Consider the following 23776-nt stretch of genomic DNA (forward strand, 5'->3'; position numbering starts at 1 on the left):
GTGATCAATACACCTAGCGCTGGGCGGTGGAGCTCGCGCCGTCCAACGCCTCGCGGATGACGTCCGCGTGACCGGCGTGCTGGGCCGTCTCTTTGATCAGGTGCAGCAGGATGCGGCGCGCGGACCAGCGAACGGGCTCCGTGTCCCAGGGAGTGACGGGGAGGGGGACGGTCCGTTCCAGGTCCGGCAGCGCCGCTACGGCGTCGTCCGTCGCCCTGGCCGCGGAGGCGTACCGCTCGAGCAGTCCGGCGAGCGTGTCGCCGGCGGCCATCCGGTACTGGTCCATGTCCAGCATGCCCTCGGGGAGTGCGCCGTCCCCCGCGGACAGGATGCGGGTCCACACCCGCTCCCCGGTCGCCAGGTGCTTGAGGATGCCCCCGAGGGTCAGCTCGCTGACGGTGGTGCGCTGTGCGGCCTGGCCGTCGGTGAGCCCGCGGAGCGTGATCAGGAACAGCTCGCGCTGTTCCGCCAGCGCGTGGAGGACCTCCCCGCGCTCACCGGGAAGCGGACGGCCCTGGCTCTCCGAAGAAGTGGTCATGACGCGGACCCTAGGCGGGATATAGGACGGGTTGTGTCCTAGTGCAGCCTGTGTCCTGGTGCGACCTGGGTCCTAGTCCAGGCGCAGATCGGCGAGCTGCTGCTCGAACGGCACGACCTCGGCCTCGTCCGCGTTCCCGGCCGGGCCCCGCGCCGCAACCGCGTCCGCCAGCTCGCGGCCCGCGCGGGTGATCCGGGCCGGCAGGCCGTCGGTGTACTCGTCGCCGCCCGAGCCCCAGTCCTCCGAGGCGGCGTAGACGGCCGTCGGCAGGACGAGCGCCCGCAGGTAGGCGAAGAGCGGCCGCAGGGCGTGGTCGAGCGCGAGCGAGTGGCGGGCGGTGCCGCCGGTCGCGCCGATCAGCACCGGCGTGCCGGTCAGCGCGTCGGGGTCGACCAGGTCGAAGAAGGACTTGAACAGGCCGCTGTACGAGGCGGTGAAGACGGGGGTCACCGCGATGACCCCGTCCGCGCCGGCCACCGCGTCGATCGCGGCCCGGAGCCGCGCCGAGGGGAAGCCGCTGACGAGGTTCTTCGCGATGTCGACGGCGAGGTCGCGCAACTCGACGACCTGGACCTCGACGGCGTACTCCCGCTCGGTCAGCCGCTCCTCGGCGGCCTTGGCCAGCCGGTCGGCGAGCAGCCGGGTCGATGAGGGCCGGCTGAGCCCTGCCGACACGGCTACCAGCTTGAGCGTCCGCATGGCTCACGCCTCCTGAGTGCGTACGGCGGGGTGGAGCGGGGCGGTGGCCGGGACGCCGGCCGGCCGCAGGTTGGCGAACTCCTTGCGCAGCACCGGAATCACTTCCTCGCCGAGCAGATCGAGCTGTTCCAGGACCGTCTTCAGCGGCAGGCCCGCGTGGTCCACCAGGAAGAGCTGACGCTGGTAGTCGCCGGCGTATTCCCGGAACGACAGCGTGCGTTCGATGACTTCCTGGGGCGAGCCGACGGTCAGCGGGGTCTCCCGGGTGAACTCCTCCAGGGACGGACCGTGGCCGTAGACGGGGGCGTTGTCGAAGTAGGGGCGGAACTCCCGTACGGCGTCCTGGGAGTTCTTGCGCAGGAAGACCTGGCCGCCGAGGCCGACGATGGCCTGTTCGGGGGTGCCGTGGCCGTAGTGCGCGTACCGCTGGCGGTAGAGGCGGACCATCTTCTCGGTGTGCTCCTTGGGTCAGAAGATGTGGTTGGCGAAGAATCCGTCGCCGTAGTACGCGGCCTGTTCGGCGATCTCGGGGGAGCGGATCGAGCCGTGCCAGACGAACGGCGGTACGCCGTCCAGCGGGCGGGGGGTCGAGGTGAAGCCCTGGAGTGCCGTACGGAAGCGGCCTTCCCAGTCGACGACGTCCTCCCTCCACAGCCTGTGGAGGAGTGCGTAGTGCTCGATGGCGAGCGGGATGCCCTGACGGATGTCCTGGCCGAACCAGGGGTAGACGGGGCCGGTGTTGCCGCGTCCCAACATCAGGTCGACGCGCCCGTCCGCGAGGTGCTGGAGGGTGGCGTAGTCCTCGGCGATCTTCACCGGGTCGTTGGTGGTGATCAGCGTGGTGGACGTGGAGAGGAGCAGCTTCTCCGTCCGGGCGGCGATGTGTCCGAGGAGCGTGGTCGGGGAGGACGGCACGAACGGCGGGTTGTGGTGCTCGCCGGTCGCGAACACGTCGAGCCCGACCTCCTCCGCCTTGAGCGCGATGGCGACGGTGTTCTTGATCCGCTCGTGCTCGGTGGGGGTGCGGCCGGTGGTGGGGTCGGTCGTGACGTCACCGACGGTGAAGATCCCGAACTGCATCGTGCTCACCTCTCGCGGGGGCCGGCCCGCTCGGCCGGTGTGGTCGAAGCCTGACGTCGAAGCCTGATGGTCGAAGCCTGGCGTCGAGGTCTGATGATCGAAGCCTGATGGTTGAAGTTTAAATCACCGCGTTCAACGGCGCACCCCTTCGTCCTATTCCGCCCTCTCAGAAGAGGTCCCGGGGTTCGCCCATCAGGGCTCCCGTAGAGTTCGCGGACGTGAGCACCGTTCCCCTGCCTGCGATATCGGTCGTCGGAATCGGCGCGGACGGCTGGGACGGACTCCCCGAGAACTCCCGCCGGAGCCTGCGTACCGCCGACGTCCTGATCGGCGGCCCCCGCCAGCTGCACCTGCTGCCCGCGCCCGACGTCTGCCCCGGCGAGCGCGTCGCCTGGCCGTCCCCGCTGCGTCCCGCCGTTCCCGGTCTGCTCGCCGCGTACGAGGGCCGCCGGATCGCGGTCCTCGCCAGCGGCGACCCGACGTTCTACGGGATCGGCCGCACCCTCGCCGAGACGGTCGGCGCGGACCGGCTGCGCGTCCTGCCCCACCCGTCCTCCGTCTCGTACGCCTGCGCCCGCCTCGGCTGGGCCCTGGAGGCCGTCGAGACGGTCACCCTGGTCGGCAGGCCGCTCGCCTCCCTCACCGCGGCCCTCCACCACGGCCGGCGGCTGCTGGTCCTCAGCGCGAACCGCCACACACCGTCGCGGGTGGCCGCACTGCTCCGCGAGAAGGGGTACGGCGGCAGCCGCATGCGGGTCCTCGAACAGCTCGGCGGGCCCTCCGAGCGGCTGGTCGACGGCACCGCCGCCACCTGGTCCGAGTCCGAACGGCTCGACGACCTGAACGTTCTCGCCCTCGACTGCGTCCGCGCCCCCGACACGCCCCGTCTCGGCGCCGTACCCGGCCTGCCGGACGAGGCGTACGAGCACGACGGTCAGCTCACCAAGCGGTACGTCCGCGCCGCCACCCTCGCCGCCCTCGCGCCCGCGCCCGGGGAGCTGCTGTGGGACATCGGCGGCGGGTCGGGCTCGATCGGCATCGAATGGATGCGGACGCACCGCACCTGCCAGGCGGTCTCCGTCGAGAAGGACCCGGAGCGCGCCGCCCGGATCGGGCGCAACGCCGTCGCCCTCGGCGTACCGGCCCTGCGGATCGTCACCGGCCCGGCGCCCGGCGCCCTCGACGGGCTGCCCGCCCCCGACGCGATCTTCATCGGCGGCGGGCTGACCGCCCCCGGCCTGCTCGACGCCTGCTGGGCGGCGCTGCCCGCCGGCGGCCGGCTGGTCGCCAACACCGTGACCCTGGAGTCCGAGGCGCTGCTCGCCGACCGGTACCGCCGGCACGGTGGCGAACTGGTCCGGCTCGCCGTCGCCGCCGCCGTCCCCGTCGGCGGCTTCACCGGCTGGCGGCAGGCGATGCCGGTCACACAGTGGTCCGTAACGAAAGGTTCTGAAGAGGGATGACCGTCTACTTCATCGGCGCGGGCCCCGGGGCCGCCGACCTGATCACCGTGCGCGGCGCGCGGACGCTCGCCGCGTGCGGGGTGTGCCTGTACGCGGGCTCCCTGGTCCCCCGCGAGCTGCTGGCCGAGTGCCCGCCGGACGCCCGTCTCGTCGACACCGCCGATCTCGACCTGGACCGGATCGTCGCCGAGATCGTCCGCGCGCACGAGGAGGGGCACGACGTGGCCAGGCTGCACTCGGGCGACCCGTCCGTGTTCAGCGCGGTCGCCGAGCAGATGCGCCGCCTGGACGCGGTGGGCATCCCGTACGAGGTCGTACCGGGCGTCCCGGCGTTCGCGGCGGCCGCGGCGGCCCTGAAGCGGGAACTGACCGTCCCCACCGTGGGCCAGACGGTCATCCTCACCCGCATCGCCCAGCAGGCCACCCCGATGCCGGAGGGCGAGGACCTGGCGACCCTCGGCCGCAGCGGCGCGCTGCTGGTGCTGCACCTGGCGGCCCGTTACGTCGACCGGGTCGTCGACGAACTCCTCCCGCACTACGGCGCCGACTGCCCGGCCGCCGTCGTGGCGATGGCCAGCCGACCGGACGAGGTGATCCTGCGGGGCACGCTGGACGACATCGCGTCCCAGGTGAAGGCGGCGGGGATCACGAAGACGGCCGTCATCCTCGTGGGCCGCACCCTGGCGGCCACGCAGTTCCGCGACAGCCACCTCTACGACCCGGACAGGGACAGGCACGTCTGCTGAGGACGCCCGGGGACGGCTCCTCGCGCGGCGGGCCGCAAACGGCCGGCTATCCGCCCCCCGGCCCCCCCGGCCCCCCCGGCCCCCGCGGCGCCGAGCGGCCCACCACCGTGCCCGCGCGGTCGACGCAGACGACGTCGACCACGACCGGAGCGCCCCTCAGGACGGCCAGGGCCTCGTCACGGGCCGTCGCGGCGACCAGGTCCCCGAGGGGGACGCCGGCCGCCTCGCACAGCCGGAGGGCCTCCAGGCCCGTGTTGGCGCCGGCGACCCGCGCGGCCAGGTCCTCGGACGCGCCGCCCGAGCGGGCCAGGCCGGCGAGGAAACCCTTGTCGACCTGGGAACGGGCGGAGTGGAGGTCGAGATGCCCGGCCGCCAGCTTGGAGAGCTTGGCGAAGCCGCCGCAGACGGTCAGGCGGTCCACGGGATGGCGGCGGACGTACTTCAGGACGGCGCCCGCGAAGTCGCCCATGTCGAGCAGGGCGATCTCGGGCAGGTCGTAGAGCGTCGTCACGGTCCGCTCGGACGTGGAGCCGGTGCAGCCCGCCACATGGGTCAGGCCGGCCGCCCGCGCGACGTCCACACCCCGGCGGATGGAGTCGATCCAGGCCGAGCAGGAGTACGGGACGACGATCCCGGTCGTGCCGAGGACGGACAGGCCGCCGAGGATGCCGATGCGGGGGTTCCAGGTGGAGCGGGCGATCTCCTCGCCGTGGTCGATCGAGACCGTGATCTCCACGTCGCCGGGGGCGCCGTGCGCGGCGGCCACCTCGGCGACGTGCTCGCGCATCATCCGGCGCGGCACCGGGTTGATCGCCGGTTCGCCGACGTCCAGGGGCAGGCCGGGCAGGGTGACCGTGCCGACGCCGGGCCCGGCACGGAAGACGACGCCGGAACCGGCAGGGAGGATCCGTACCGTCGAGCGGACCAGCGCGCCGTGGGTCACGTCCGGGTCGTCGCCCGCGTCCTTCACGATCCCCGCCATGGCGTGGTCGCCGGTCCGCTCCTCGGCCGCGAGCGCGAACGCCGGCCGGTCCCCCTTCGGGAGGGTGATCGTCACGGGGTCCGGGAACTCGCCCGTGAGCAGGGCCGTGTACGCCGCCGTGGTCGCGGCCGTCGCACAGGCGCCGGTCGTCCACCCGGGCCGAAGACCCGTGTGCTTGAGTTGGGCCTCGCGCCCGCCGCCGGAACTCATGAACGGACTCCCATGCACGTACTCATCCTCGGGGGCACGACCGAGGCCCGCGCGCTGGCCGAGGCGCTCCACCCCGGCACGCGGGTCACCAGCTCCCTCGCCGGGCGGGTCGCACGGCCCCGGCTGCCGGTGGGCGAGGTCCGCATCGGCGGGTTCGGCGGGGCGGAGGGCCTCGCGGACTGGCTGCGCGCGCACCACGTGGACGCGGTCATCGATGCCACCCATCCCTTCGCACGGACCATGAGCTTCAACGCGGCCCGGGCGGCCGCCACGGCCCATGTTCCCCTGCTGGCCCTGCGCCGCCCCGGCTGGGTCCCGGTCGAAGGCGACCGCTGGCACTCGGTCGCCTCGCTGGAGGAGGCCGCGGCCGCCCTGTCCGGCCTGGGGGCGGAGCGCGTGTTCCTGACGACCGGCCGGATGGGGCTCGCGGCCTTCGCCGCCTGCCCGCAGTGGTTCCTCGTCCGCTCGGTGGACGCCCCGGCCCCACCGATGCCGGCGCGCACCGAAGTCCTCCTGGACCGAGGCCCGTTCACCCTCCCCGGCGAACGCGCCCTGCTGAGCCGCCACCGCGTCGACCTGCTGGTGACGAAGGACAGCGGCGGCGCCGCGACGGCCCCCAAACTCCACGCGGCCCGCGAGGCGGGCATCCCGGTCCTCATCGTCCGCCGCCCACCCGTACCGGAGGGCGTCCCGGTGGCCACGACCCCGGAGGAGGCGGCCGCGTGGGTGGGTTCTCACTGTCCCGGCGGGAGAGCGGCGCCTGTACCAGAAAGGATCGCACCTCTTTCAGGGCTGCCCGGCTTCCCGAGGGGCTGAACGCGGCTGCGCCAGGCCCCCGGGTCCCGGCGCCGATGCCCCCTCCCACCATGCCGGACCCTGCCGCATCGCGGGGCCGGTTCGCGGGAGCCGGGCCCTGACCAGGCGGACCCGCCCGCCCCGGGTGCGGCTGCTGGCCAGAGCCGCCGGCAGCCGCACCCGCTGCGGGACGGTCAGCCGTACCGCCGCGGTGTCCAGGTGATCGTGCCGCCGTCGGGGCGGTCCACCGCGCGGGTCTGGGACGAGCCGATCAGGAGCAGGGTGCGCATGTCGACCTCCGACGGCTCCAGCGTCTTCAGGGTCACCACGCGGACCGACTGCTCAGGGCCGCCGACGTCCCGGGCCACCACCACCGGGGTCTCCGGGGAGCGCAGTTCGAGCAGCAGGTCGCGGGCGGCCGCCACCTGGTGGGTGCGGGACTTCGAGCCCGGGTTGTAGAGCGCGAGGACCAGGTCCGCCTCCGCCGCCGCCCGCAGGCGCCCGGCGATCACGTCCCAGGGCTTGAGGCGGTCCGAGAGGGAGATCGTGGCGTAGTCGTGGCCCAGGGGCGCGCCCGCCGCCGCGGCGGCCGCGTTGGCCGCGGTGACACCGGGCAGGACGCGCACGGGCACGTCCGCGTACGCCGGATCGGACGCCACCTCCAGTACCGCCGTCGCCATCGCGAACACCCCCGGGTCGCCGCCCGAGACGACCGCGACCCGCCGGCCGCGCCGCGCCAGGTCCAGGGCGAACTCGGCCCGCTCGGACTCCACCTTGTTGTCGGAGCCGTGCCGCCGCTGGCCGGGTCGCAGGGCCGGCACCCGGTCGAGGTAGGTGGTGTAGCCGACCAGGTCGTCGGCGTTGACCAGGGCGCCGCGCGACTCCGGCGTCAGCCAGGGCGCGCCCGCCGGTCCGGTGCCGACGACGACGACCTCGCCCCGCTCCCGTACGGGGGGCTGCTGGTCGATACGGGAGGGCAGCACGGCCACCGAGAAGTACGGGACGGACTCCGGGTCGACCTCGGACAGGGCCTCCGTACGCTCGCCCGCCATGAACGCCCGCTCCACATAGCGCGCGTCCTCGAGACGGCCCGCCCGCTCCAGGGCGCGCCGCACGGCCGGGAACGTCCGGCCCAGCTTCATCACGACCGCCGAGTCCGTACCCGCGAGCCGGGCCGTCAGCTCGTCCTCCGGCAGCGTGCCGGGGATGATCGTCAGGACCTCCTCGGCCTCGCACAGCGGCTCGCCGAGCCGCGCGGCGGCCGCGCTGACGGAGGTGACACCGGGGATGACGGTGGTGTCGTAGCGGTGTGCCAGACGCTTGTGCATGTGCTGGTACGAGCCGTAGAAGAGTGGGTCGCCCTCGGCGAGGACGGCGACCGTGCGGCCCGCGTCCAGGTGGGCGGCGAGCCGCGCCGACGCCTCCTCGTAGAAGTCGTCGAGCGCGCCGCGGTAGCCGCCGGGGTGGTCGGTCGTCTCCACCGTGAGCGGGTACATCAGCCGCTCCTCGATGTGGTCCTCGCGAATGTGCTCCGCCGCGATGGACCGGGCGATGGACCGGCCGTGCCGGGCCGAGTGGTACGCGATCACGTCCGCTGCGGCGATGGCCTTCACCGCCGCCACCGTCATCAGGTTCGGGTCGCCGGGCCCGAGGCCCACGCCGTACAGCTTTCCGGTCACTGCTGGATCTCCGCTTCGTGAGCGATCGCGTTGATCGCGGCGGCCGCCATCGCGCTGCCGCCGCGCCGGCCCCGTACGACGAGGTGGTCGAGGCCGAGCTCCTGGGCGGCGAGGGCGTCCTTGGACTCGGCGGCGCCGATGAAGCCGACCGGTATGCCGAGGACGGCCGCGGGGCGGGGGGCGCCCTTGGCGATCATCTCCAGGAGGTGGAAGAGGGCGGTGGGGGCGTTGCCGATGGCGACGACGGAGCCTTCGAGGCGGTCGCGCCAGAGTTCGAGGGCGGCGGCGCTGCGGGTGGTGCCGAGCTCGGCGGCGAGCGCGGGCACGGAGGGGTCGGAGAGGGTGCAGATCACCTCGTTGTCGGCGGGCAGCCGCTTACGGGTCACGCCGCTGGCGACCATCTGCGCGTCGCAGAGGATCGGTGCCCCGGCGCGCAGGGCGGCGCGGGCGCGGGAGACGACCTGCGGCGAGTAGGCGATATCGCGTACGAGGTCGGTCATGCCGCAGGCGTGGATCATGCGGACCGCGACCTGGGCGACATCGGCGGGCAGACCCGCGAGGTCCGCCTCGGCGCGGATCGTGGCAAAGGACTGGCGGTAGATCTCCGCGCCGTCCTTCTCGTAGGCGAACATCGTGTCGTTCTCGCTCATCTCGTTGTGCGGGCGGTGGTGCGGGCCGTTGCGACTGCTTCGGTGAGGCGTGTACGGGGCGTGGGGACGCCGTCGACCAGGTAGGCGCCCTCGGCGGTCGCGACGACGTCCACCCAGGTGCCGTGGGGGCCCTGGGGGTGGCCGCAGCGGCGGGCGCACCCGGAGAAGTGGACGGGGAGGCCGCGGGAGCGCCCGGGTACGGCGTCGGCGCGGACGTCGGCCAGGGACTTGGCGCAGCCGGGGCGTCCGGTGCAGGCGCCCACCCCGGCCCAGGGGGAGTCGGGGTCCGTGATCAGCCCGTACGCGTCGAGCTCGCGCAGCCGCCGCGCTGCGGCCGGCCGGTCCGGGAAGCCGGTGACGACGGCGCCGCGCCAGGGGGTGAGCCGTACCTCTCCGCCGGTGGCGGCCAGGGCCCGCAGCTGTTCGGCCGTCAGCCGGCCGAGGGGCGCGAGGACGGAGACGGCGCTCTCGCCGAGCACTCCGGGGGCGGGGGGTTCCCCGTGCGGGAGTTCTGGTGCCGGTACGGGTTCCGCCGCGATCCCGGCCCGGGCGAGCGCCCCCGCCAGGTCCGGCTCGTGCCCCTCGGGCAGCTCACGGACCCGCCAGGCGCCGTTCCCCGCGGCTCGGGCGGCGGCCAGGAAGGCCTCCGCGGCGGTGAGCGCGGCGCCGGGCGCGTCCGCGGCGCCCAGCTGGAAGACCTGGTCGCCGACCCGGAGCCGTACCGTCGGCCCTTCTGCGATCAAGGTCACATCTCCGCCGAGCCCGGCCACATCCCCGCGCCCGTCGTCCAGGACGAAGAGGAAACGGCCAGAAAGGGCTGCCGTCCCTTCCCGGGCGCACAGCAGCGCGTCGAGTTCGCGGGCCCACAACTGCACGTCACCGCAGCCGAGTCCGTCCAACCCGGCCGCCGGTGAGGCCACCACGTTCCGGACGCGTTCATGGGTCGGGGACGGCAGCAGACCGGCTGGTGCCAGCAGCTCCGCCAGCTCCGCGCCGCAGCTCTCTCCGAGGCCCCGCAGCTCCACGTTTCCCCGGGAGGTGACACTGACCCGTCCGTCGCCCAGAACCTCTGCCGCGGTGGCCAGAACCTCGACCTGACGTGTCGTCAACAAGCCTGCGGGCACGCGCAGTCGGGCCAGGCGGCCGTCGTCGGCGGGGTGCAGCCGTAGCGCCCCGGGGCAGGCGTCGCCACGGTCCCGTATGACGGATTCGCCCGGGTTGGGCGGGGTGGGTGGGGTGGGCGGCATGGCGGCGAGCATACCCACGGGAATCCTCGCGACCACCGGCTGTGATCCGGCCAACCCCCCAGCCCGGCGGGGGCAGGATCTACTATGCACAACGGCATGGGGTCCCAGGGCCCCGGGGAGGAAGCCCGGTGAGAATCCGGCGCGGTCCCGCCACTGTGAGCCAGGTCGCACCAGCGTCCCGGTGAGTCAGGAACTCCCGCCGTCCACACGACCACCCGGGGCGCGGACAACCCCGAGGAAGGCCTGCGCTCGCATGCGAATTCTGTTGCTGTCGCACTCCGACACCGACCTGCTCAGCGCCCGCGCGGCCGGCGGCCCGGTGGCGTACCGGTTCGCCAACCCCTCGCGCCTCGCGCTCGACGACCTCCCCGGTCTCCTGGACGGTGCGGACCTCGTCGTCGTACGCCTCCTCGGCGGCCTGCGGGCCTGGGAGGACGGGCTCCAGACGCTGCGCGCCGCCGGCAAGCCGCTGGTCGTGCTCTCCGGCGAACAGGCCCCGGACGCGCAGCTCATGGAGACCTCCACGGTCCCGATCGGCGTCGCCACCGAGGCTCACGCCTATCTCGCGCACGGCGGGCCCGGCAACCTGGAGCAGCTCGCCCGGTTCCTCGCCGACACCGTGCTGCTCACCGGCCACGGCTTCGAGGCCCCGGCCCCGGCCCCCACCTGGGGTCCGCTGGAGCGCACCCCCCGGAGGACCGACGGCCCGACCGTCGCGGTGCTCTACTACCGCGCCCACCACATGAGCGGGAACACCGCCTTCGTCGGCACCCTCTGCGACGCCGTCGAGGACGCCGGAGCCCAGGCCCTGCCGCTCTACGTGGCCTCCCTGCGCGCCCCCGAACCCGAACTGCTGGCGCGGCTGCGCGGCGTCGACGCGATCGTCACCACCGTCCTGGCCGCCGGCGGCACCAAGCCCGCCGAGGCCCAGGCCGGCGGCGACGAGGAGGCGTGGGACGCGGGCGCGCTCGCCGCCCTCGACGTACCGATCCTGCAGGCGCTCTGCCTCACCGGTTCACGTACGGCCTGGGAGGAGAACGACGAGGGTCTCTCCCCGCTCGACGCCGCCAGCCAGGTCGCCGTCCCCGAGTTCGACGGCCGGCTCATCACCGTCCCGTTCTCCTTCAAGGAGATCGACGAGGACGGGCTCCCGGCCTACGTCGCCGACGCCGAGCGCGCGGCCCGCGTCGCCGGGATCGCCGTCCGCCACGCCCGCCTGCGGCACATCCCGAACGCCGAGAAGCGTCTGGCCCTGGTCCTCTCCGCGTACCCGACGAAGCACTCCCGGATCGGAAACGCCGTCGGCCTCGACACCCCCGCCTCCGCCGTGGCGCTGCTGCGCCGGCTGCGGGAGGAGGGCTACGACTTCGGGCCCGAGGACGAGATCCCCGGCCTGGTCTCCGGCGACGGCGACGAGCTGATCTACGCGCTCATCGAGGCCGGCGGCCACGACCAGGACTGGCTCACCGAGGAGCAGCTGGCCCGCAACCCCGTCCGTATCCCGGCCGCCGACTACAAGCGCTGGTACGCGACGCTGCCGGAGGAGCTCCGCGAGCAGGTCGAGGAGCACTGGGGGCCGCCGCCGGGCGAGATGTTCCTGGACCGTTCCCGCAACCCCGAGGGTGACATCGTCCTCGCGGCGCTGCGCCGCGGGAACCTGCTGATCCTCATCCAGCCGCCGCGCGGCTTCGGCGAGAACCCGATCGCGATCTACCACGACCCCGATCTTCCGCCGTCCCACCACTATCTGGCCGCCTACCGCTGGATCGCGGCCTCCCGGGCCGACGGCGGTTTCGGGGCGGACGCCATGGTCCACCTCGGCAAGCACGGCAATCTGGAGTGGCTGCCCGGCAAGAACGCCGGTCTGTCCGCCGCCTGCGGCCCGGACGCGGCGCTCGGCGATCTGCCGCTCGTCTACCCGTTCCTGGTCAACGACCCGGGCGAGGGCACCCAGGCCAAGCGGCGCGTCCACGCGACGCTCGTCGACCACCTGGTGCCGCCGATGGCCCGCGCCGACTCCTACGGCGACATCGCGCGCCTGGAGCAGCTCCTCGACGAGTACGCGCAGATCTCCTCCATGGACCCGTCGAAGCTGCCGGCGATCCGCGCCCAGATCTGGACGCTGATCCAGGCCGCCAAGCTCGACCACGACCTGGGGCTGGAGGACCGGCCCGACGACGACGGCTTCGACGACTTCCTGCTGCATGTCGACGGCTGGCTCTGCGAGGTCAAGGACGCGCAGATCAGGGACGGTCTGCATGTGCTCGGCGGGGCGCCGGAGGGCGAGGCGCGGGTCAACCTCGTCCTGTCGATCCTGCGCGCCCGGCAGATCTGGGGCGGCACGCAGGCGCTGCCGGGCCTCCGCGAGGCCCTGGGCCTCGACGAGTCGGCGGCGACGCTGCGGACCGCCGACGAGGCGGAGGCGAAGGCGCGCGAGCTGGTCGAGGCGATGGAGGCCGCGGGCTGGTCCGTGGACGCCGTCCCGGCGGTCGCCGACGCGTACGGCCCCGATGTCGTGGCCGTCCTGCGCTTCGCGTGCGAGCAGGTGGTGCCGCGGCTCGCCGGGACGACCGACGAACTCACCCACGCCGTCCACGCGTTGAACGGCGGCTTCGTGCCGGCGGGTCCCTCGGGTTCCCCGCTGCGCGGCCTGGTCAACGTCCTGCCGACCGGCCGCAACTTCTACTCCGTCGACCCCAAGGCCGTGCCGTCCCGCCTCGCCTGGGAGACCGGCCAGGCGCTCGCCGACTCCCTCCTGGAGCGCTACCGCGCCGACAACGGCGAGTGGCCGACCTCCGTCGGGCTCTCCCTGTGGGGGACGAGCGCGATGCGCACGGCGGGCGACGACGTGGCGGAGGCGCTGGCCCTGCTCGGTGTCCGCCCGCTGTGGGACGACGCCTCGCGCCGGGTCAACGGCCTGGAGCCGGTGCCGCTGGAGGAGCTCGGCCGCCCGCGCATCGACGTCACGCTGCGCATCTCGGGCTTCTTCCGTGACGCGTTCCCGCACGTCATCGGGCTCCTCGACGACGCGGTACGGCTCGCGGCCTCGCTCGACGAGCCGGCCGACGCCAACTTCGTACGGGCGCACGCGCAGGCCGACCTGGCCGAGCACGGCGACGAGCGGCGCGCCACGACCCGGATCTTCGGCTCGCGGCCGGGCACGTACGGCGCCGGCATCCTCCAGCTGATCGACTCGCGTGACTGGCGCACGGACGCGGACCTGGCCGAGGTCTACACCGTGTGGGGCGGGTACGCCTACGGCCGCGGTCTCGAAGGCCGGCCGGCCCGGGCGGAGATGGAGACGGCGTACAAGCGGATCGCCGTAGCGGCGAAGAACACGGACACGCGCGAGCACGACATCGCCGACTCCGACGACTACTTCCAGTACCACGGCGGGATGGTGGCGACCGTCCGCGCGCTGAAGGGCACGGCCCCCGAGGCGTACATCGGTGACTCGACCCGTCCGGAGACGGTCCGTACGCGCACCCTGGTCGAGGAGACCTCCCGTGTCTTCCGGGCCCGTGTGGTCAACCCGAAGTGGATCGAGGCGATGCGCCGCCACGGCTACAAGGGCGCGTTCGAGCTCGCGGCGACGGTCGACTACCTCTTCGGCTACGACGCCACGACCGGCGTGGTCGCCGACTGGATGTACGACAAGCTGACGGAGACCTACGTCCTGGACCCGGAGAACCGCGCCTTCCTCCAGGAGGCCAACCCCTGGGCGCTGCACGGCATCGCGGAGCGTCTGCTGGAAGCCGAGTCCCGGGGCATGTGGGAGAAGCCGGACCCGCAGACCCTGGCGGCCCTGCGGGAGGTCTTCCTCCAGACGGAGGGCGACCTGGAGGGCGGCGCGGACGACGGCGAGGGCGACGAGGGCTGAGCCGCCGTCCACAGGGACCGCTGGTGACGATCCCGGTCCGCCGCAGGCGTGTGCGGGCCGGGACGTGGTCGGGGACGTGGTGGGGGACGGGTCCGGGGCGTGGTCCGGGGTGTGGTGCGGGGTGCAGCATCGGGGGCGGACGTCGTCGTGGTTCCGATGCCCGCCTTCGCCCGGCCGCCGTTCATGCCGGGCACCGTGCGGCAGCCCACGGGGCCAGTCCCAGGCCGTGGCCCCGGAAGCCGTTCCGGATACGGCGGTCGTGGGTGACGATCACCAGGGTGCCGCAGCGTGGTCTTCCCCGCGCCGTTCGGGCCGGTGACCAGGAGCCGCTCGCCTTCGTCCAGCCGCAGCGAGTCCAGCCGCAGCGAGTCCAGGCGCAGCCGCCCTTCCACCCGTACGTCGGTCAGGACGACCGGCCCTGCCGCGCCCTCCATCCGTGCCGTGAAGCGCAGCGGTTCGGGGGGCGCCGCGACCGGGTGCTCTGTGAGCCGCTGGAGCCGCTCCCGTGCCGCCCGGATATGTAGCCCTTTGCGCCGATCGTCGCAAGACGTTGCGTCTCGCCAGTTCAGGCGGAGGCTATGCGCAGGATGAGGGCGGCCGCCGCGACCAAGGTCAGGGCCACCGCCGGCGCCATCGCGTAGTCCTTCGCCCGTATGTGGGTGATCACGGCGCCCACGAAGTAGAGCGCCACGCCGGTCGCCGCCGCGACACCGAGGGGTGCCACGACCAGTCCGGCGAGCAGGCCGATGGCGCCCGCCGCCTTTGCCGTACCGAGCCATGGGAGCCATGAATCAGGGACTCCCACCTTGGTCATGCTCTCGACCACCTGGGGATTGCGGGTGAAGGACAGGAAGGCGGAGGCGGAGATCGTGAGGGCCAGGATCGTGGCGACGACGGCATGGGCGATGAACATGGAGAGACTCCGATAGTAGACTCGGCGGAACCATTGAACTGTATCAACGATTTCCTGCGCTCCACAATAGAGTCACTGTTACGGTGAGTGGCATGGCAGCTTCACCCTCCGACAGCCTCGGCTTCCTCCTCTCCTTCCGCGGTGAACTCACCGGTGCTCGCATCCGGGCCGCCCTCGGCGTCTCCGGGCTGCACCCCCGCCACGCGATGACGCTGATGCAGCTCGCGCCGGGCGCGATGAGCCAGCGGGAACTGGCCGCGGCGATGGAGATCGATCCGAGCCAGCTCGTCGCGGTCCTCAACGAGCTGGAGGGCGAGGGGCTGGCCGAGCGACGCCGCGACCCCGCCGACCGCCGCCGGCACATCGTGAAGATCACGGACGCGGGCGCGGCGGCGCTCCAGCGCGTCGAGGCGGCGGTGAGCGAGGCGGAACGAGAGCTGTTCGCGGATCTCTCCGAGGCCGAGAAGGCGCTGCTGCGCGGCCTGTTGGACCGGGTCAGCGTGGAGAAGGGCGACCACGACTGCTCGGCGGACTGAACGGCGCAGCGACCGGGCGCCCTGCGCCCGGAAGAGAGCCGGGGGGGAAGGGCCGCTAGGGGGCGGTGGGTTCCGCGCGAGCGCCCAGTACCCGCACCGCCTCGACGATCAGGTCCCAGAACGCCGGGACATCGACCTCCATCCCCACCTCCGCGTTGGCCGGGCGGCCCGTCACCCCGTCGAGGTCCACGACCGTCGCGCCCCGCGTGTACGTCCCCGCCAGTTCGACCGTCACCGCCGCCCGCACGAGGCTGACCAGCGACGGGTCGATCAGGTGCGCCACGGTCAGCGGATCGTGCAGGGGCGGGGCGTCGAAGCCGTACACCTCGCGGTAGGCGGTGGTGAAGTAGGTCAGCAGCTGGACGCAGAGCCGGGAGAGCGGCGTGCCGAGCGCCGCGATCCGGGAGACGACATCGGGTGTCGCGCGGACCTGGTGGGTGGCGTTCAGGCCGAACATCGTCACCGGCCGCCCGCTGCTGAAGACGATGTCCGCGGCCTCCGGGTCGCAGAGGATGTTGAACTCCGCGGCGGGAGTGGTGTTCCCGCGCCCGGTCGAGCCGCCCATCAGCACGATCCGCTCGATGCGATGGCCCAGCTCCGGATGCGCGAGGAGAAACGTCGCGACGTTCGTCAGCGGGCCCGTCGGAACGAGGGTCACCGGAGCGGGATGGGCGAGCAGGGTGTCCCGGATGAGGGTGAGGGCGTCGCGCGGATCCTGCGGCACGTCGGGTTCCCCCTCGCCGAAGCCGGGCCCGTCGAGCCCGGAACCGCCGTGGATGTTCTCGCCGGCCAAGGGCGCTCCGTGCAGCGGCCGGCTGCGGCCGGCCGCGATCGGCACGCCCTCGATCCCGGCGACGGCACAGACGCGGCGGGCGTTGAGGGTGGTCTTCTCGACCGTCTGATTGCCCGCCACAGTGGTGATGGCCAGCAGGTCGACGGCCGGATGGGCGGCGGCCAGCAGGATGTTGAAGGCGTCATCGTGACCGGGATCGCAGTCGAGGATCACGGGTACGGCCATGTCTCCACCGTCCCACACGACCGCCGGGGCCGTCACTCACCGCGGCCGTGACGGGTACCGGTCCGTCGCCTGTACGGCAGTCACTCGTGCCGGTCCGTCACCCGCACCGGCTGTCCCTCGTGCCGGTCGCCCGCACCGGCAGCCCCTCGTGCCGGTCCGTCGCCCGCACCGGCCGTGACCGGTGCCGATCGTCACCTGTACCGGCTGAGACCGACCCAGGCTCGGCCTACTCCTCGGCGACGCGTACCAGCGCCAGCGTGATGTTGTCCGGGCCTCCGGCGTCGATGGCGGCCTTCCACAGTTCGAAGGCGGCCCTGCCGTCGTCGTACACCCGTAGCAGACCGGCGATCTCCTCGTCCGGTACGGCGTCGGTCAGCCCGTCGCTGCACACCAGGCGCCGATCACCGACGGACAGGCCGGCGGCCGTCACGTGCGGCGTGACGGCGCTGAAGGCGGGCCCGCCACCGAGGGTCTGCGTCACCGCCGACGTCGTCCGCCGCCCCGGCGGCGGGGGCGGGCTGTCGTCCACGCTCACCTGGCGGAGCCCGTCACCGGTGGCGTCGTACACCTTGCTGTCGCCGACGTTGAACGCCAGCATCGATTCCTCCGTGACGACCACGCCCGCGACCGTGGTCCCCATCGTGAACAGCTCCGGGTCGTCGTCGGCGGCCGCGTACACCGCGCGGTTGCACAGGTCGAGGGCGTCACGGACCGCGTCCTCGCCGTCCAGCGAAGGGCCGAGCCAGGAGAGCCGCCGCGCCACCAGCCCGCTGGCGACCTCCCCTGCGGGCTGCCCGCCGAGTCCGTCGGCGACGGCGACGAGGAGCGGTCTGCTGAGCGGGAACACGAGGGTCTGCGGGTTCTCGGTGACGGTGCCGCACAGCATCCACGGCCCGACGACCAGACTGTCCTCGTTGTGCTCGCGCACGAGCCCGACATGGCTCAGCGCGGTCACGGCTATATAGGCCACGCCTCCATTGTCCCGCCTCCGTCCTCCCGCCGCGCCCGCCGGCCGGCCGGCCGCTCGAGTTCAGCCGCTCTCGCGGCCGCGCTTCCGGGCGTTGCCGCCCGGCAGGGTGCGGTCACCAGTTGGGGTCGAGGACAAGTGGGGCGTCGTCGGCCGTCATCCAGGTGTGGAACTCCTCCGGGGTCGTGAAGATCGGGCGGCCCGCGACCGCGTCGGTCAGGGTCGCGAGAGCGGTCGGGGCGGTCGTGGGGTCGTGCTCGGCCAGGCTCTTGCGTACGGCGGCCAGGCGCGGCAGCACCACGGCGGTGGAATGGGTGGCCGGGCCCAGGGAAGCGGTGGCCGAGTCCAGCAGGCCGGTGGTCAGAGCCGCGGTGAGCAGTTCCCGTTCGAGGAGCTCCGCACCCGTGCCGGTGTCCCTGCCCGCTCCGCCGTGCCCGCGCACCGCCACCAGCGCGGTCTGCAGGCCGTGGGTGATCAGCGTGCCCACCGCCTGGCCCACGAGGCCACCGACCAGCCCTCCGACCACCGGCACCGGGATCACGGTCTGGGCGAACGCGCCGCACGCCCACGCCAGGCCCACGCCGAGCGTCGCGGCGCTGCTTCGTGCGGCGAACTCTCCGGGGTCGATCCGCCCCAGCGCCAGCTCGAATCCGGCTTCCGCGACCGCGTAGGCGGCCCCCGCGGTGGCGAAGGAAAGGTCCCCGCCGCCCAGTACTCCCGGCAGTTTCCCGGCCCTGGCCGCGTTACGGACGAGGGATCCGAGGCCCGCCACGCTCCCCGAGCGCACCGCGCCCCGGGCCGCGGCGGCGGTGGCCGTGAGAGCGGCCGCGGCGGCCGAGGTCTCACCGGCTCGGACCCGGGCCAGTTGCTCGCCGGCGGCCCAGGCCCCGGCGACGAGACCACCCACCGCCGCACCGGTGGCCCCGGCGGCCAGCGCCTCGGCGCCCGCGGCGCGCGCCGCCTCGCCACGTACCCAGCGCATCGGGTCGCGGGCCGAGCGGTGCGCCTCGTCGAGATCCACCGGGGAGGAGGAGATGCGGCCGTGCTGGAGCCGGTCGGTGAGATGCGCCCGGGCGTCGGAGTAATCGGCGTACCGTACGCCTTCGGGAGTCATCGTCAGACGGCGTTCCAGCAGGTCGTCCACCGCCGCTACCCGGTCGCCCGCCACGAGCCGCGCCATCCGGCCGTAGCGGGGATGGGCGACGGCGTGGGCGGTCGCCGTGGCACGGCCCATCAGCTTCGCCTGCGCGCGGCCCACCACCCGCCCTCCGTCGACCAGATGGAGATCGGCGGCGGCGGTCTGCGAACCTCCCTCGGCCCATTCGGTGACCACGGCCCGGACCGTCGCCCCGGTACGGATCGCCCGCTGGTTGAAGGAGAGCGCGTGCTGGAGCTCGAAGAGATGGCCGGCGCGCTGGGGGTTGCCGTGGTTGGCGTACCGCAGGGCCAGCCGCTCGACCGTCTCCAGGGTGTTCAGCGTCTCCACGGTGGCGGCGGCCAGCCGCCGGGTCGTGGCGTCGGCCAGCGTCCAGGCGGCGTGGTCGGCGGCGCCGGGGACGTCCGCGCGCTTCACGCGGCGGGCGCCAGGTCGCCCAGCCGGGCCCGGGCATCCGCGAGCACGCGCGCGGACAGCTCGCCCGCCCGGCCGTCCTCCCCGGCGGGCGGCGTGCTCATGACGGCGACGGTGGTGCAGGCCAGCTCGAACATCTCCCTGACCTGAGCGCGCCGGCGCTCGTCGTACGAGCCGTAGTCGTCGGACGCGTCGACCAGGGCGACGAAGGCGGGGAGCCGCTGCTCCATCGCCGCGGTGAGTTCCTTCAGGACGAGCCGGATCTCTCTGCTGCGCTGGAACACCTCGGAGAGGATCCGGCGGGCCTCGGTCAGCTGGGTGTCGGCCTGCTCCAGCCGCGTGGCGAGTTCCCGCTGGTCCTGCCGGGCGCTGCGGCCGCGCCATTCGAGGAGAGCGGCGGCCGCGGCGATCGCGGGGAGCGCGAAGGCCAGGGCCAGTACGGTCGTCCCGGCGGCGACCCCGCCGCCGCCCGCCGCGAGGGAACCCCCGCCCAGCCAGGCGAGGGTGGCGCTGCTGGCGGCAGCGCCGGAGAGGCCGGAGATGGCGGTTCCCGTGGAGGCGGTGGCGAGGGCACCGACCGTCAGATAGGTGGCCGCCGTGACACCGGCACCGGTGGCGGCGCCTCCGGCCAGCGCCCCGACGGAGGAGACGGCGATGTGCCGCAACTCCCGCAGTTCGACATCGGCCAGGGCGGGCCCGGCGGGTTCGACCGGGGCCAGCTCGGCGAGATCCACACGCTTGAGGAGCCGGAAACTGTCACGGAAGGGAATGAGCGCCCGCTCGTAGACCGCGCGTCTTCGTTCCTCCTGCCAGGCGGTCTCCTGAGCGATATGCCGTTCGAGCTTCCTTCTGCGGCCGCGAAGGCGCTCGCAGTGCCGCTCGTTCTTCCTCGCGAGCATGATGGCGCCGTACATGGCGACGGCCATGGTCCCCTCCCCGCAGCCCGGTTGGGCTGATCGACGGTCAGGCTAGCGCGCGCGGCGAAGGACGCGGTCAGGCCGGAGGTCGCCCTTCGGCCGGCGGTGACGGTTCGGCCGCCGGCGGTTCGGTCGACGGAGACGGTTCGGCCGCCGGCGGGTCGGCCGCCGCGCGGCGGTACTCGGCGTTGATGCGCTGGGCTTCCTCGAGCTGGTCCTCAAGGATGATGATGCGGCACGCGGCCTCGATGGGGGTCCCCTGGTCGACGAGTTCCCGCGCCCGGGCCGCGATGCGGAGCTGGTAGCGGGAGTAGCGCCGGTGGCCGCCCTCGGAGCGGAGCGGGGTGATCAGCCGGGCCTCCCCGATGGCGCGCAGGAAGCCTGGAGTCGTCCCGAGCATCTCGGCGGCCCGGCCCATGGTGTAGGCCGGGTAATCGTCGTCTTCGAGACGGCCGATCGGATCATCTGCTGTCATTCTCACCTCTCCGTGGGACGCGTGCGGCCCTGGCGTCGTACGGCACCAAGGCCCCGAGGCACGTGCCCACGTGTACCGCCGGCCGGCGGTCCATCTCCGCCTGCCGATTCTCGCGTGTCCAGCGATCAGGTTACGACTCCGGCCCGCGGGCGCCCGAGGGGATCCCCGTGCGAACGGCATACGCGAAGGGCCCGGCCGGTGCGTACCGGTCGGGCCCTTCGCGTTTTTCGGGCTGTTCAGCTGTTCGAATGCGGTGTACGGCGAGGGTCGCCGTCGCCGGTCACACCGGCACGGGAACCCCGAGCATGGCGGACGCGTGCTGGAGCGGGGTGAGAGCGGGCGCCGGGGCGGCGGCCATCGGGAGGGCGCGGCAGGTGAAGCCGAGCCGGGTCATGGCCCGGAGGACCTCACCGGCGGTGAAGTCGCGCCGGTCCTGGCGGGTGACGATCTCACCGACCTGCTTGACGGGGTAGGAACGACGACCGATGATCACGGACTCGCCGGTGATCGGCTCGGGCTTGACGCCCTTCATCGTTTCCAGCACGCCGCTCTTGGTGAGTTCGAACGGGAAGCGGGCGATGACGCAGCGCATGGGACCTCACAGGGAGAAGAGGGAGGAGCGGTCCGACCGGGTGAGGCGGATCAGCGGGAGGGGTGCAGTACGCCCAGGGCGCGGCCGTGCTCGTCGACCAAGGGCAGCGCTCCCCCTGGGCGGTGGCGCATGGCCCGCTCGGCTTCGGCCATCGTGGTGACGGGCGAGGTGAACGGTCCGTGTGCGCCTGTGATCTCGCGCAGGCGGAGACGGTCGGTGTAGGCGGAGCTGCCGTGGACAGCGGCGAGCTGGGCCCGGGTGACGAGTCCGGTGCACCGGCCGTCGTTGTCGCGGACGACCAGGTGCGCCGCGCGGGCGCTCGCCATGACGGAGAGGGCCACCTCGACGGTCATGTCGTCCCAGACCTGCGGCACGGTCTCACCCATGGCGTGGTGCATGGCGTCTTCCATGGCGTGGTGCATGGCGGCCTCCATGGTCCCCTCCATGGCGTCGGCCATGGCCACCGTCCTGACCGTGGTGGAGGCGGTGCTCATGGGGCGGGGATGCGTCTGAACCGGTGTCACACGTGCCTCCTGCGGAAGTGGGCGGGCCATGACCTGCGAGCGGATGTTCTAGGCCGCCGGGTCGTAGGCGGACCGCCGCTGGGCGGCACGGCGCATCGCCTGCGAGGGGCGGTTGCGCCGGGAGCGGGCGCCGGCCTCGCGCTTGGGGCGCTCGGTCACGGGGGCCGTGATGACGACCGGTACGCCCGAAGGGGCCTGCGCGCCGGTGATGCGGTTCAGTTCCGCCTCGCCGGAGCGGACCTGCGTGACCCTCGGACTGATCCCCGCGTCCGTCATGAGACGGGCCATGCCGCGGCGCTGGTTCGGGGTGACGAGGGTGACGACGCTGCCGGACTCGCCCGCGCGGGCGGTACGGCCCCCGCGGTGCAGGTAGTCCTTGTGGTCGGTCGGCGGGTCGACGTTGACGACGAGGTCGAGGCTGTCGACGTGGATGCCGCGGGCGGCGACGTTCGTGGCGACGAGCACGGTGACGTGCCCGGTCTTGAACTGCGTCAGCGTGCGGGTGCGCTGCGGCTGGGACTTGCCGCCGTGCAGCGCGGCCGCCCGTACACCGCTGGCCAGCAGGTCCTTGGTCAGCCGGTCGACGGCGTGCTTGGTGTCCAGGAACATGATCACCCGGCCCTCGCGCGCGGCGATCTCGGTCGTGGTGGCGTGCTTGTCGGCCGTGTGGACGTGGAGCACGTGGTGCTCCATCGTCGTGACGGCGCCCGCCGAAGGGTCGACCGAGTGCACGACGGGGTCGGTCAGGTAACGGCGGACCAGCAGGTCGACGTTGCGGTCCAGGGTGGCGGAGAACAGCATCCGCTGGCCCTCGGGGCGTACCTGGTCGAGCAGCGCGGTGACCTGCGGCATGAAGCCCATGTCGGCCATCTGGTCGGCCTCGTCGAGCACCGTGATGGCCACCTGGTTCAGCCGGCAGTCGCCGCGCTCGATGAGGTCCTTGAGCCGTCCGGGGGTGGCGACGACGACCTCCGCCCCGGCGCGCAGCGCCCCGGCCTGCCTGCCGATCGACATGCCGCCGACGACCGTGGTCACCCGCAGCCTGACGGCGCGGGCGTACGGGGTGAGCGCGTCGGTCACCTGCTGGGCCAGCTCACGGGTGGGGACGAGGACCAGGGCGAGCGGCTGCCGGGGCTCGGCGCGCTGCCCGGCGGTACGGGCGAGCAGCGCCAGTCCGAAGGCCAGCGTCTTGCCGGAGCCGGTGCGGCCGCGGCCCATGACGTCACGGCCGGCCAGCGTGTTCGGCAGGGTCGCACCCTGGATCGGGAACGGCACGGTCACGCCCTCGGCGACGAGCGCGGCGAGCAGTTGCCCGGGCATCTCGAGGTCGGCGAAGGCCTGGACGGCGGGCAGCGCGGGAGTGATCGTCCGGGGGAGCGTGAACTCACCCTGCACCGCGGCGGGACGGCGGCCGTAACCGCCGGAACGGCTGGGCGCGCCGGAGCGGCCGGGAGCGGCGGAGCGGCTCGGGGCCGAAGAGCCGAACCTGCTGCCCCGTCCGGCGCCGCCGCCGGAGCGGGTACGGGTGTCGGAAGAGCGGTCGTTCGTGCGTGTGCGGTTCATACGGAACCTTCCTCGATGCGGCGCATATCAAGGAATTCCCGCAGCGGATGTGCAGCACGGAGAATTGCAAGAATGGCCGATATGGAACGCGAAAAGCGAAACTGGCCGGCGTGATCATGCGGGCGCAGATGCTGAATGTGGCGGTGCGGCTCTGAAAAGGAGTGCATGGCCGGAAGGGTGCCCGCGTGCGTCGATGCAGCGGGGCCCGGTAGTCATCCGCAGGAGAAACCACTGCGGGAAACACGTGCAGCTGGGGCCCGCACCCCGAAGGATGCGGGCCCCAGCTACGTAGTACGCGTCAGCGTCAGGCGGGAACGATGTTCTCGGCCGTCGGGCCCTTCTGGCCCTGCGCGATGTCGAAGTTCACCTTCTGGCCTTCCTGCAGCTCGCGGAAGCCCTGGGCGGCGATGTTCGAGTAGTGGGCGAACACGTCGGGGCCGCCACCATCCTGCTCGATGAAGCCGAAGCCCTTTTCCGCGTTGAACCACTTGACGGTGCCAGATGCCATGTCATATCTCCTTCGGGGCAAACCGGCATCCACACTGCGCGGATGCCGTGTCGCCGTGATGATTACCCCACCCGGAAATGACCGGAAATACATAAGCACTCTCAGCGGCGTGAAACCGGCCGAGGGCACTCGAAGTTTTTGGGAACCACAACTGCAACTGAGATCGACAGTAGCACGCCGTGGCGGCGAGTGCGCGTGAAATGAGCCCGCTATGTCGTTGCGGC

General features: G+C 73.1%; 20 protein-coding genes, 3 pseudogenes and 1 riboswitch. Of the genes and pseudogenes, 5 read left to right on the forward strand and 18 right to left on the reverse strand.

Annotation, left to right across the window (positions count from 1 at the left end; all coding sequences use genetic code 11):
- Positions 1-13: 13 nt before the first annotated feature.
- From ACWDX6_RS07400 to ACWDX6_RS07410, 3 genes and pseudogenes are all read right to left on the reverse strand, one after another.
- Positions 14-538, reverse strand: coding sequence for a DinB family protein (locus ACWDX6_RS07400; RefSeq protein ID WP_451483972.1), 525 nt, complete (start codon positions 536-538; stop codon positions 14-16).
- 72 nt (positions 539-610) lie between these two features.
- The gene (locus tag ACWDX6_RS07405; protein WP_451483973.1) at positions 611-1237 is read right to left on the reverse strand and encodes an FMN reductase; all 627 of its coding nucleotides are present in this window, start codon (positions 1235-1237) and stop codon (positions 611-613) included.
- 3 nt (positions 1238-1240) lie between these two features.
- Positions 1241-2317: pseudogene (locus tag ACWDX6_RS07410) on the reverse strand (LLM class flavin-dependent oxidoreductase).
- A 218-nt stretch (positions 2318-2535) separates the two neighbouring features.
- On the opposite strand from ACWDX6_RS07410, the gene cbiE reads away from it, so the two are divergent.
- Together cbiE and cobM are read left to right on the forward strand one after the other, a co-directional pair.
- A complete protein-coding gene (cbiE, locus tag ACWDX6_RS07415) occupies positions 2536-3780 on the forward strand; it encodes a precorrin-6y C5,15-methyltransferase (decarboxylating) subunit CbiE (protein WP_451483974.1) in 1245 nt (414 codons plus the stop codon).
- Positions 3777-4526, forward strand: a complete 750-nt coding sequence (cobM, locus tag ACWDX6_RS07420) for a precorrin-4 C(11)-methyltransferase (RefSeq protein ID WP_451483975.1) — start codon at positions 3777-3779, stop codon at positions 4524-4526. The genes cbiE and cobM overlap by 4 nt, the downstream gene beginning before the upstream one ends.
- Before the next feature lie 46 nt (positions 4527-4572).
- Here the strand turns inward: cobM and ACWDX6_RS07425 are convergent, their stop codons facing one another.
- Positions 4573-5718 (reverse strand): cobalt-precorrin-5B (C(1))-methyltransferase, encoded by a 1146-nt coding sequence (locus ACWDX6_RS07425; protein WP_451483976.1) that lies wholly within the window; start codon positions 5716-5718, stop codon positions 4573-4575.
- Between the two features lie 12 nt (positions 5719-5730).
- On the opposite strand from ACWDX6_RS07425, the gene ACWDX6_RS07430 reads away from it, so the two are divergent.
- Positions 5731-6534 (forward strand): cobalt-precorrin-6A reductase, encoded by an 804-nt coding sequence (locus ACWDX6_RS07430; RefSeq protein ID WP_451483977.1) that lies wholly within the window; start codon positions 5731-5733, stop codon positions 6532-6534.
- A 173-nt stretch (positions 6535-6707) separates the two neighbouring features.
- On the opposite strand, the gene cobJ is transcribed toward ACWDX6_RS07430, so the two are convergent.
- The 3 genes from cobJ to ACWDX6_RS07445 are packed head-to-tail and all read right to left on the reverse strand — an operon-like array spanning position 6708 to position 10101.
- Entirely contained in the window at positions 6708-8141 is a 1434-nt protein-coding gene (gene cobJ, locus ACWDX6_RS07435) for a precorrin-3B C(17)-methyltransferase (protein WP_451484026.1), read from the reverse strand.
- Between the two features lie 47 nt (positions 8142-8188).
- Positions 8189-8824: a precorrin-8X methylmutase gene (locus tag ACWDX6_RS07440; protein WP_451484027.1), complete on the reverse strand. Its 636-nt coding sequence runs from the start codon at positions 8822-8824 to the stop codon at positions 8189-8191.
- Positions 8825-8838: 14 nt separating this feature from the next.
- Positions 8839-10101 (reverse strand): cobalamin biosynthesis protein CobG, encoded by a 1263-nt coding sequence (locus tag ACWDX6_RS07445; protein ID WP_451484028.1) that lies wholly within the window; start codon positions 10099-10101, stop codon positions 8839-8841.
- 65 nt (positions 10102-10166) lie between these two features.
- Positions 10167-10304: riboswitch (cobalamin riboswitch) on the forward strand.
- Between the two features lie 38 nt (positions 10305-10342).
- On the opposite strand from ACWDX6_RS07445, the gene cobN reads away from it, so the two are divergent.
- Complete coding sequence (cobN, locus tag ACWDX6_RS07450; RefSeq protein ID WP_451483978.1) at positions 10343-13969, forward strand: cobaltochelatase subunit CobN; 3627 nt, start codon at positions 10343-10345, stop codon at positions 13967-13969.
- A gap of 284 nt (positions 13970-14253) precedes the next feature.
- Here the strand turns inward: cobN and ACWDX6_RS07455 are convergent.
- Together ACWDX6_RS07455 and ACWDX6_RS07460 are read right to left on the reverse strand one after the other, a co-directional pair.
- A pseudogene (locus ACWDX6_RS07455) lies at positions 14254-14505 on the reverse strand (tylosin resistance protein TlrC); the annotation flags it as partial.
- A 29-nt stretch (positions 14506-14534) separates the two neighbouring features.
- Positions 14535-14882 (reverse strand): DoxX family protein, encoded by a 348-nt coding sequence (locus tag ACWDX6_RS07460; protein ID WP_451483979.1) that lies wholly within the window; start codon positions 14880-14882, stop codon positions 14535-14537.
- A gap of 92 nt (positions 14883-14974) precedes the next feature.
- On the opposite strand from ACWDX6_RS07460, the gene ACWDX6_RS07465 reads away from it, so the two are divergent.
- A complete protein-coding gene (locus ACWDX6_RS07465) occupies positions 14975-15418 on the forward strand; it encodes a MarR family winged helix-turn-helix transcriptional regulator (RefSeq protein WP_451483980.1) in 444 nt (147 codons plus the stop codon).
- 55 nt (positions 15419-15473) lie between these two features.
- On the opposite strand, the gene ACWDX6_RS07470 is transcribed toward ACWDX6_RS07465, so the two are convergent.
- The 9 genes and pseudogenes from ACWDX6_RS07470 to ACWDX6_RS07510 all read right to left on the reverse strand — a co-directional run bounded on the left by ACWDX6_RS07470 (position 15474) and on the right by ACWDX6_RS07510 (position 23552).
- Positions 15474-16436 carry a nucleoside hydrolase gene (locus ACWDX6_RS07470; RefSeq protein WP_451483981.1) on the reverse strand — a complete coding sequence of 321 codons (963 nt, stop codon included), beginning with the start codon at positions 16434-16436 and terminating at the stop codon, positions 15474-15476.
- A 226-nt stretch (positions 16437-16662) separates the two neighbouring features.
- A complete protein-coding gene (locus ACWDX6_RS07475) occupies positions 16663-17406 on the reverse strand; it encodes a PP2C family protein-serine/threonine phosphatase (protein ID WP_451483982.1) in 744 nt (247 codons plus the stop codon).
- A 112-nt stretch (positions 17407-17518) separates the two neighbouring features.
- Positions 17519-18976, reverse strand: a complete 1458-nt coding sequence (locus tag ACWDX6_RS07480; protein WP_451483983.1) for a hypothetical protein — start codon at positions 18974-18976, stop codon at positions 17519-17521.
- Positions 18973-19899: a hypothetical protein gene (locus ACWDX6_RS07485; RefSeq protein WP_451483984.1), complete on the reverse strand. Its 927-nt coding sequence runs from the start codon at positions 19897-19899 to the stop codon at positions 18973-18975. The genes ACWDX6_RS07480 and ACWDX6_RS07485 overlap by 4 nt, the downstream gene beginning before the upstream one ends.
- Before the next feature lie 139 nt (positions 19900-20038).
- Positions 20039-20365: pseudogene (locus ACWDX6_RS07490) on the reverse strand (MerR family transcriptional regulator); the annotation flags it as partial.
- Positions 20366-20645: 280 nt separating this feature from the next.
- A complete protein-coding gene (locus tag ACWDX6_RS07495; protein WP_451483985.1) occupies positions 20646-20957 on the reverse strand; it encodes an SCO5918 family protein in 312 nt (103 codons plus the stop codon).
- A gap of 50 nt (positions 20958-21007) precedes the next feature.
- Positions 21008-21481 (reverse strand): CBS domain-containing protein, encoded by a 474-nt coding sequence (locus tag ACWDX6_RS07500; RefSeq protein ID WP_451483986.1) that lies wholly within the window; start codon positions 21479-21481, stop codon positions 21008-21010.
- 48 nt (positions 21482-21529) lie between these two features.
- Entirely contained in the window at positions 21530-23044 is a 1515-nt protein-coding gene (locus ACWDX6_RS07505) for a DEAD/DEAH box helicase (RefSeq protein WP_451483987.1), read from the reverse strand.
- Between the two features lie 304 nt (positions 23045-23348).
- A complete protein-coding gene (locus ACWDX6_RS07510) occupies positions 23349-23552 on the reverse strand; it encodes a cold-shock protein (RefSeq protein WP_030693997.1) in 204 nt (67 codons plus the stop codon).
- Between the last annotated feature and the right edge of the window lie 224 nt (positions 23553-23776).

Source organism: Streptomyces sp. NPDC003027 (assembly GCF_053591435.1).

Excerpts from the sequence above, each read along its gene's own strand:
- ACWDX6_RS07400 (WP_451483972.1), bottom strand. The coding sequence starts at position 538 with ATGACCACTTCTTCGGAGAGCCAGGGCCGTCCGCTTCCCGGTGAGCGC.
- ACWDX6_RS07405 (WP_451483973.1), bottom strand. The coding sequence starts at position 1,237 with ATGCGGACGCTCAAGCTGGTAGCCGTGTCGGCAGGGCTCAGCCGGCCC.
- cobM (WP_451483975.1), top strand. The coding sequence starts at position 3,777 with ATGACCGTCTACTTCATCGGCGCGGGCCCCGGGGCCGCCGACCTGATC.
- ACWDX6_RS07425 (WP_451483976.1), bottom strand. The coding sequence starts at position 5,718 with ATGAGTTCCGGCGGCGGGCGCGAGGCCCAACTCAAGCACACGGGTCTT.
- ACWDX6_RS07430 (WP_451483977.1), top strand. The coding sequence starts at position 5,731 with ATGCACGTACTCATCCTCGGGGGCACGACCGAGGCCCGCGCGCTGGCC.
- cobJ (WP_451484026.1), bottom strand. The coding sequence starts at position 8,141 with ATGACGGTGGCGGCGGTGAAGGCCATCGCCGCAGCGGACGTGATCGCG.
- ACWDX6_RS07440 (WP_451484027.1), bottom strand. The coding sequence starts at position 8,824 with ATGTTCGCCTACGAGAAGGACGGCGCGGAGATCTACCGCCAGTCCTTT.
- ACWDX6_RS07445 (WP_451484028.1), bottom strand. The coding sequence starts at position 10,101 with ATGCTCGCCGCCATGCCGCCCACCCCACCCACCCCGCCCAACCCGGGC.
- cobN (WP_451483978.1), top strand. The coding sequence starts at position 10,343 with ATGCGAATTCTGTTGCTGTCGCACTCCGACACCGACCTGCTCAGCGCC.
- ACWDX6_RS07460 (WP_451483979.1), bottom strand. The coding sequence starts at position 14,882 with ATGTTCATCGCCCATGCCGTCGTCGCCACGATCCTGGCCCTCACGATC.
- ACWDX6_RS07465 (WP_451483980.1), top strand. The coding sequence starts at position 14,975 with ATGGCAGCTTCACCCTCCGACAGCCTCGGCTTCCTCCTCTCCTTCCGC.
- ACWDX6_RS07470 (WP_451483981.1), bottom strand. The coding sequence starts at position 16,436 with ATGGCCGTACCCGTGATCCTCGACTGCGATCCCGGTCACGATGACGCC.
- ACWDX6_RS07485 (WP_451483984.1), bottom strand. The coding sequence starts at position 19,899 with ATGGCCGTCGCCATGTACGGCGCCATCATGCTCGCGAGGAAGAACGAG.
- ACWDX6_RS07495 (WP_451483985.1), bottom strand. The coding sequence starts at position 20,957 with ATGCGCTGCGTCATCGCCCGCTTCCCGTTCGAACTCACCAAGAGCGGC.
- ACWDX6_RS07505 (WP_451483987.1), bottom strand. The coding sequence starts at position 23,044 with ATGAACCGCACACGCACGAACGACCGCTCTTCCGACACCCGTACCCGC.
- ACWDX6_RS07510 (WP_030693997.1), bottom strand. The coding sequence starts at position 23,552 with ATGGCATCTGGCACCGTCAAGTGGTTCAACGCGGAAAAGGGCTTCGGC.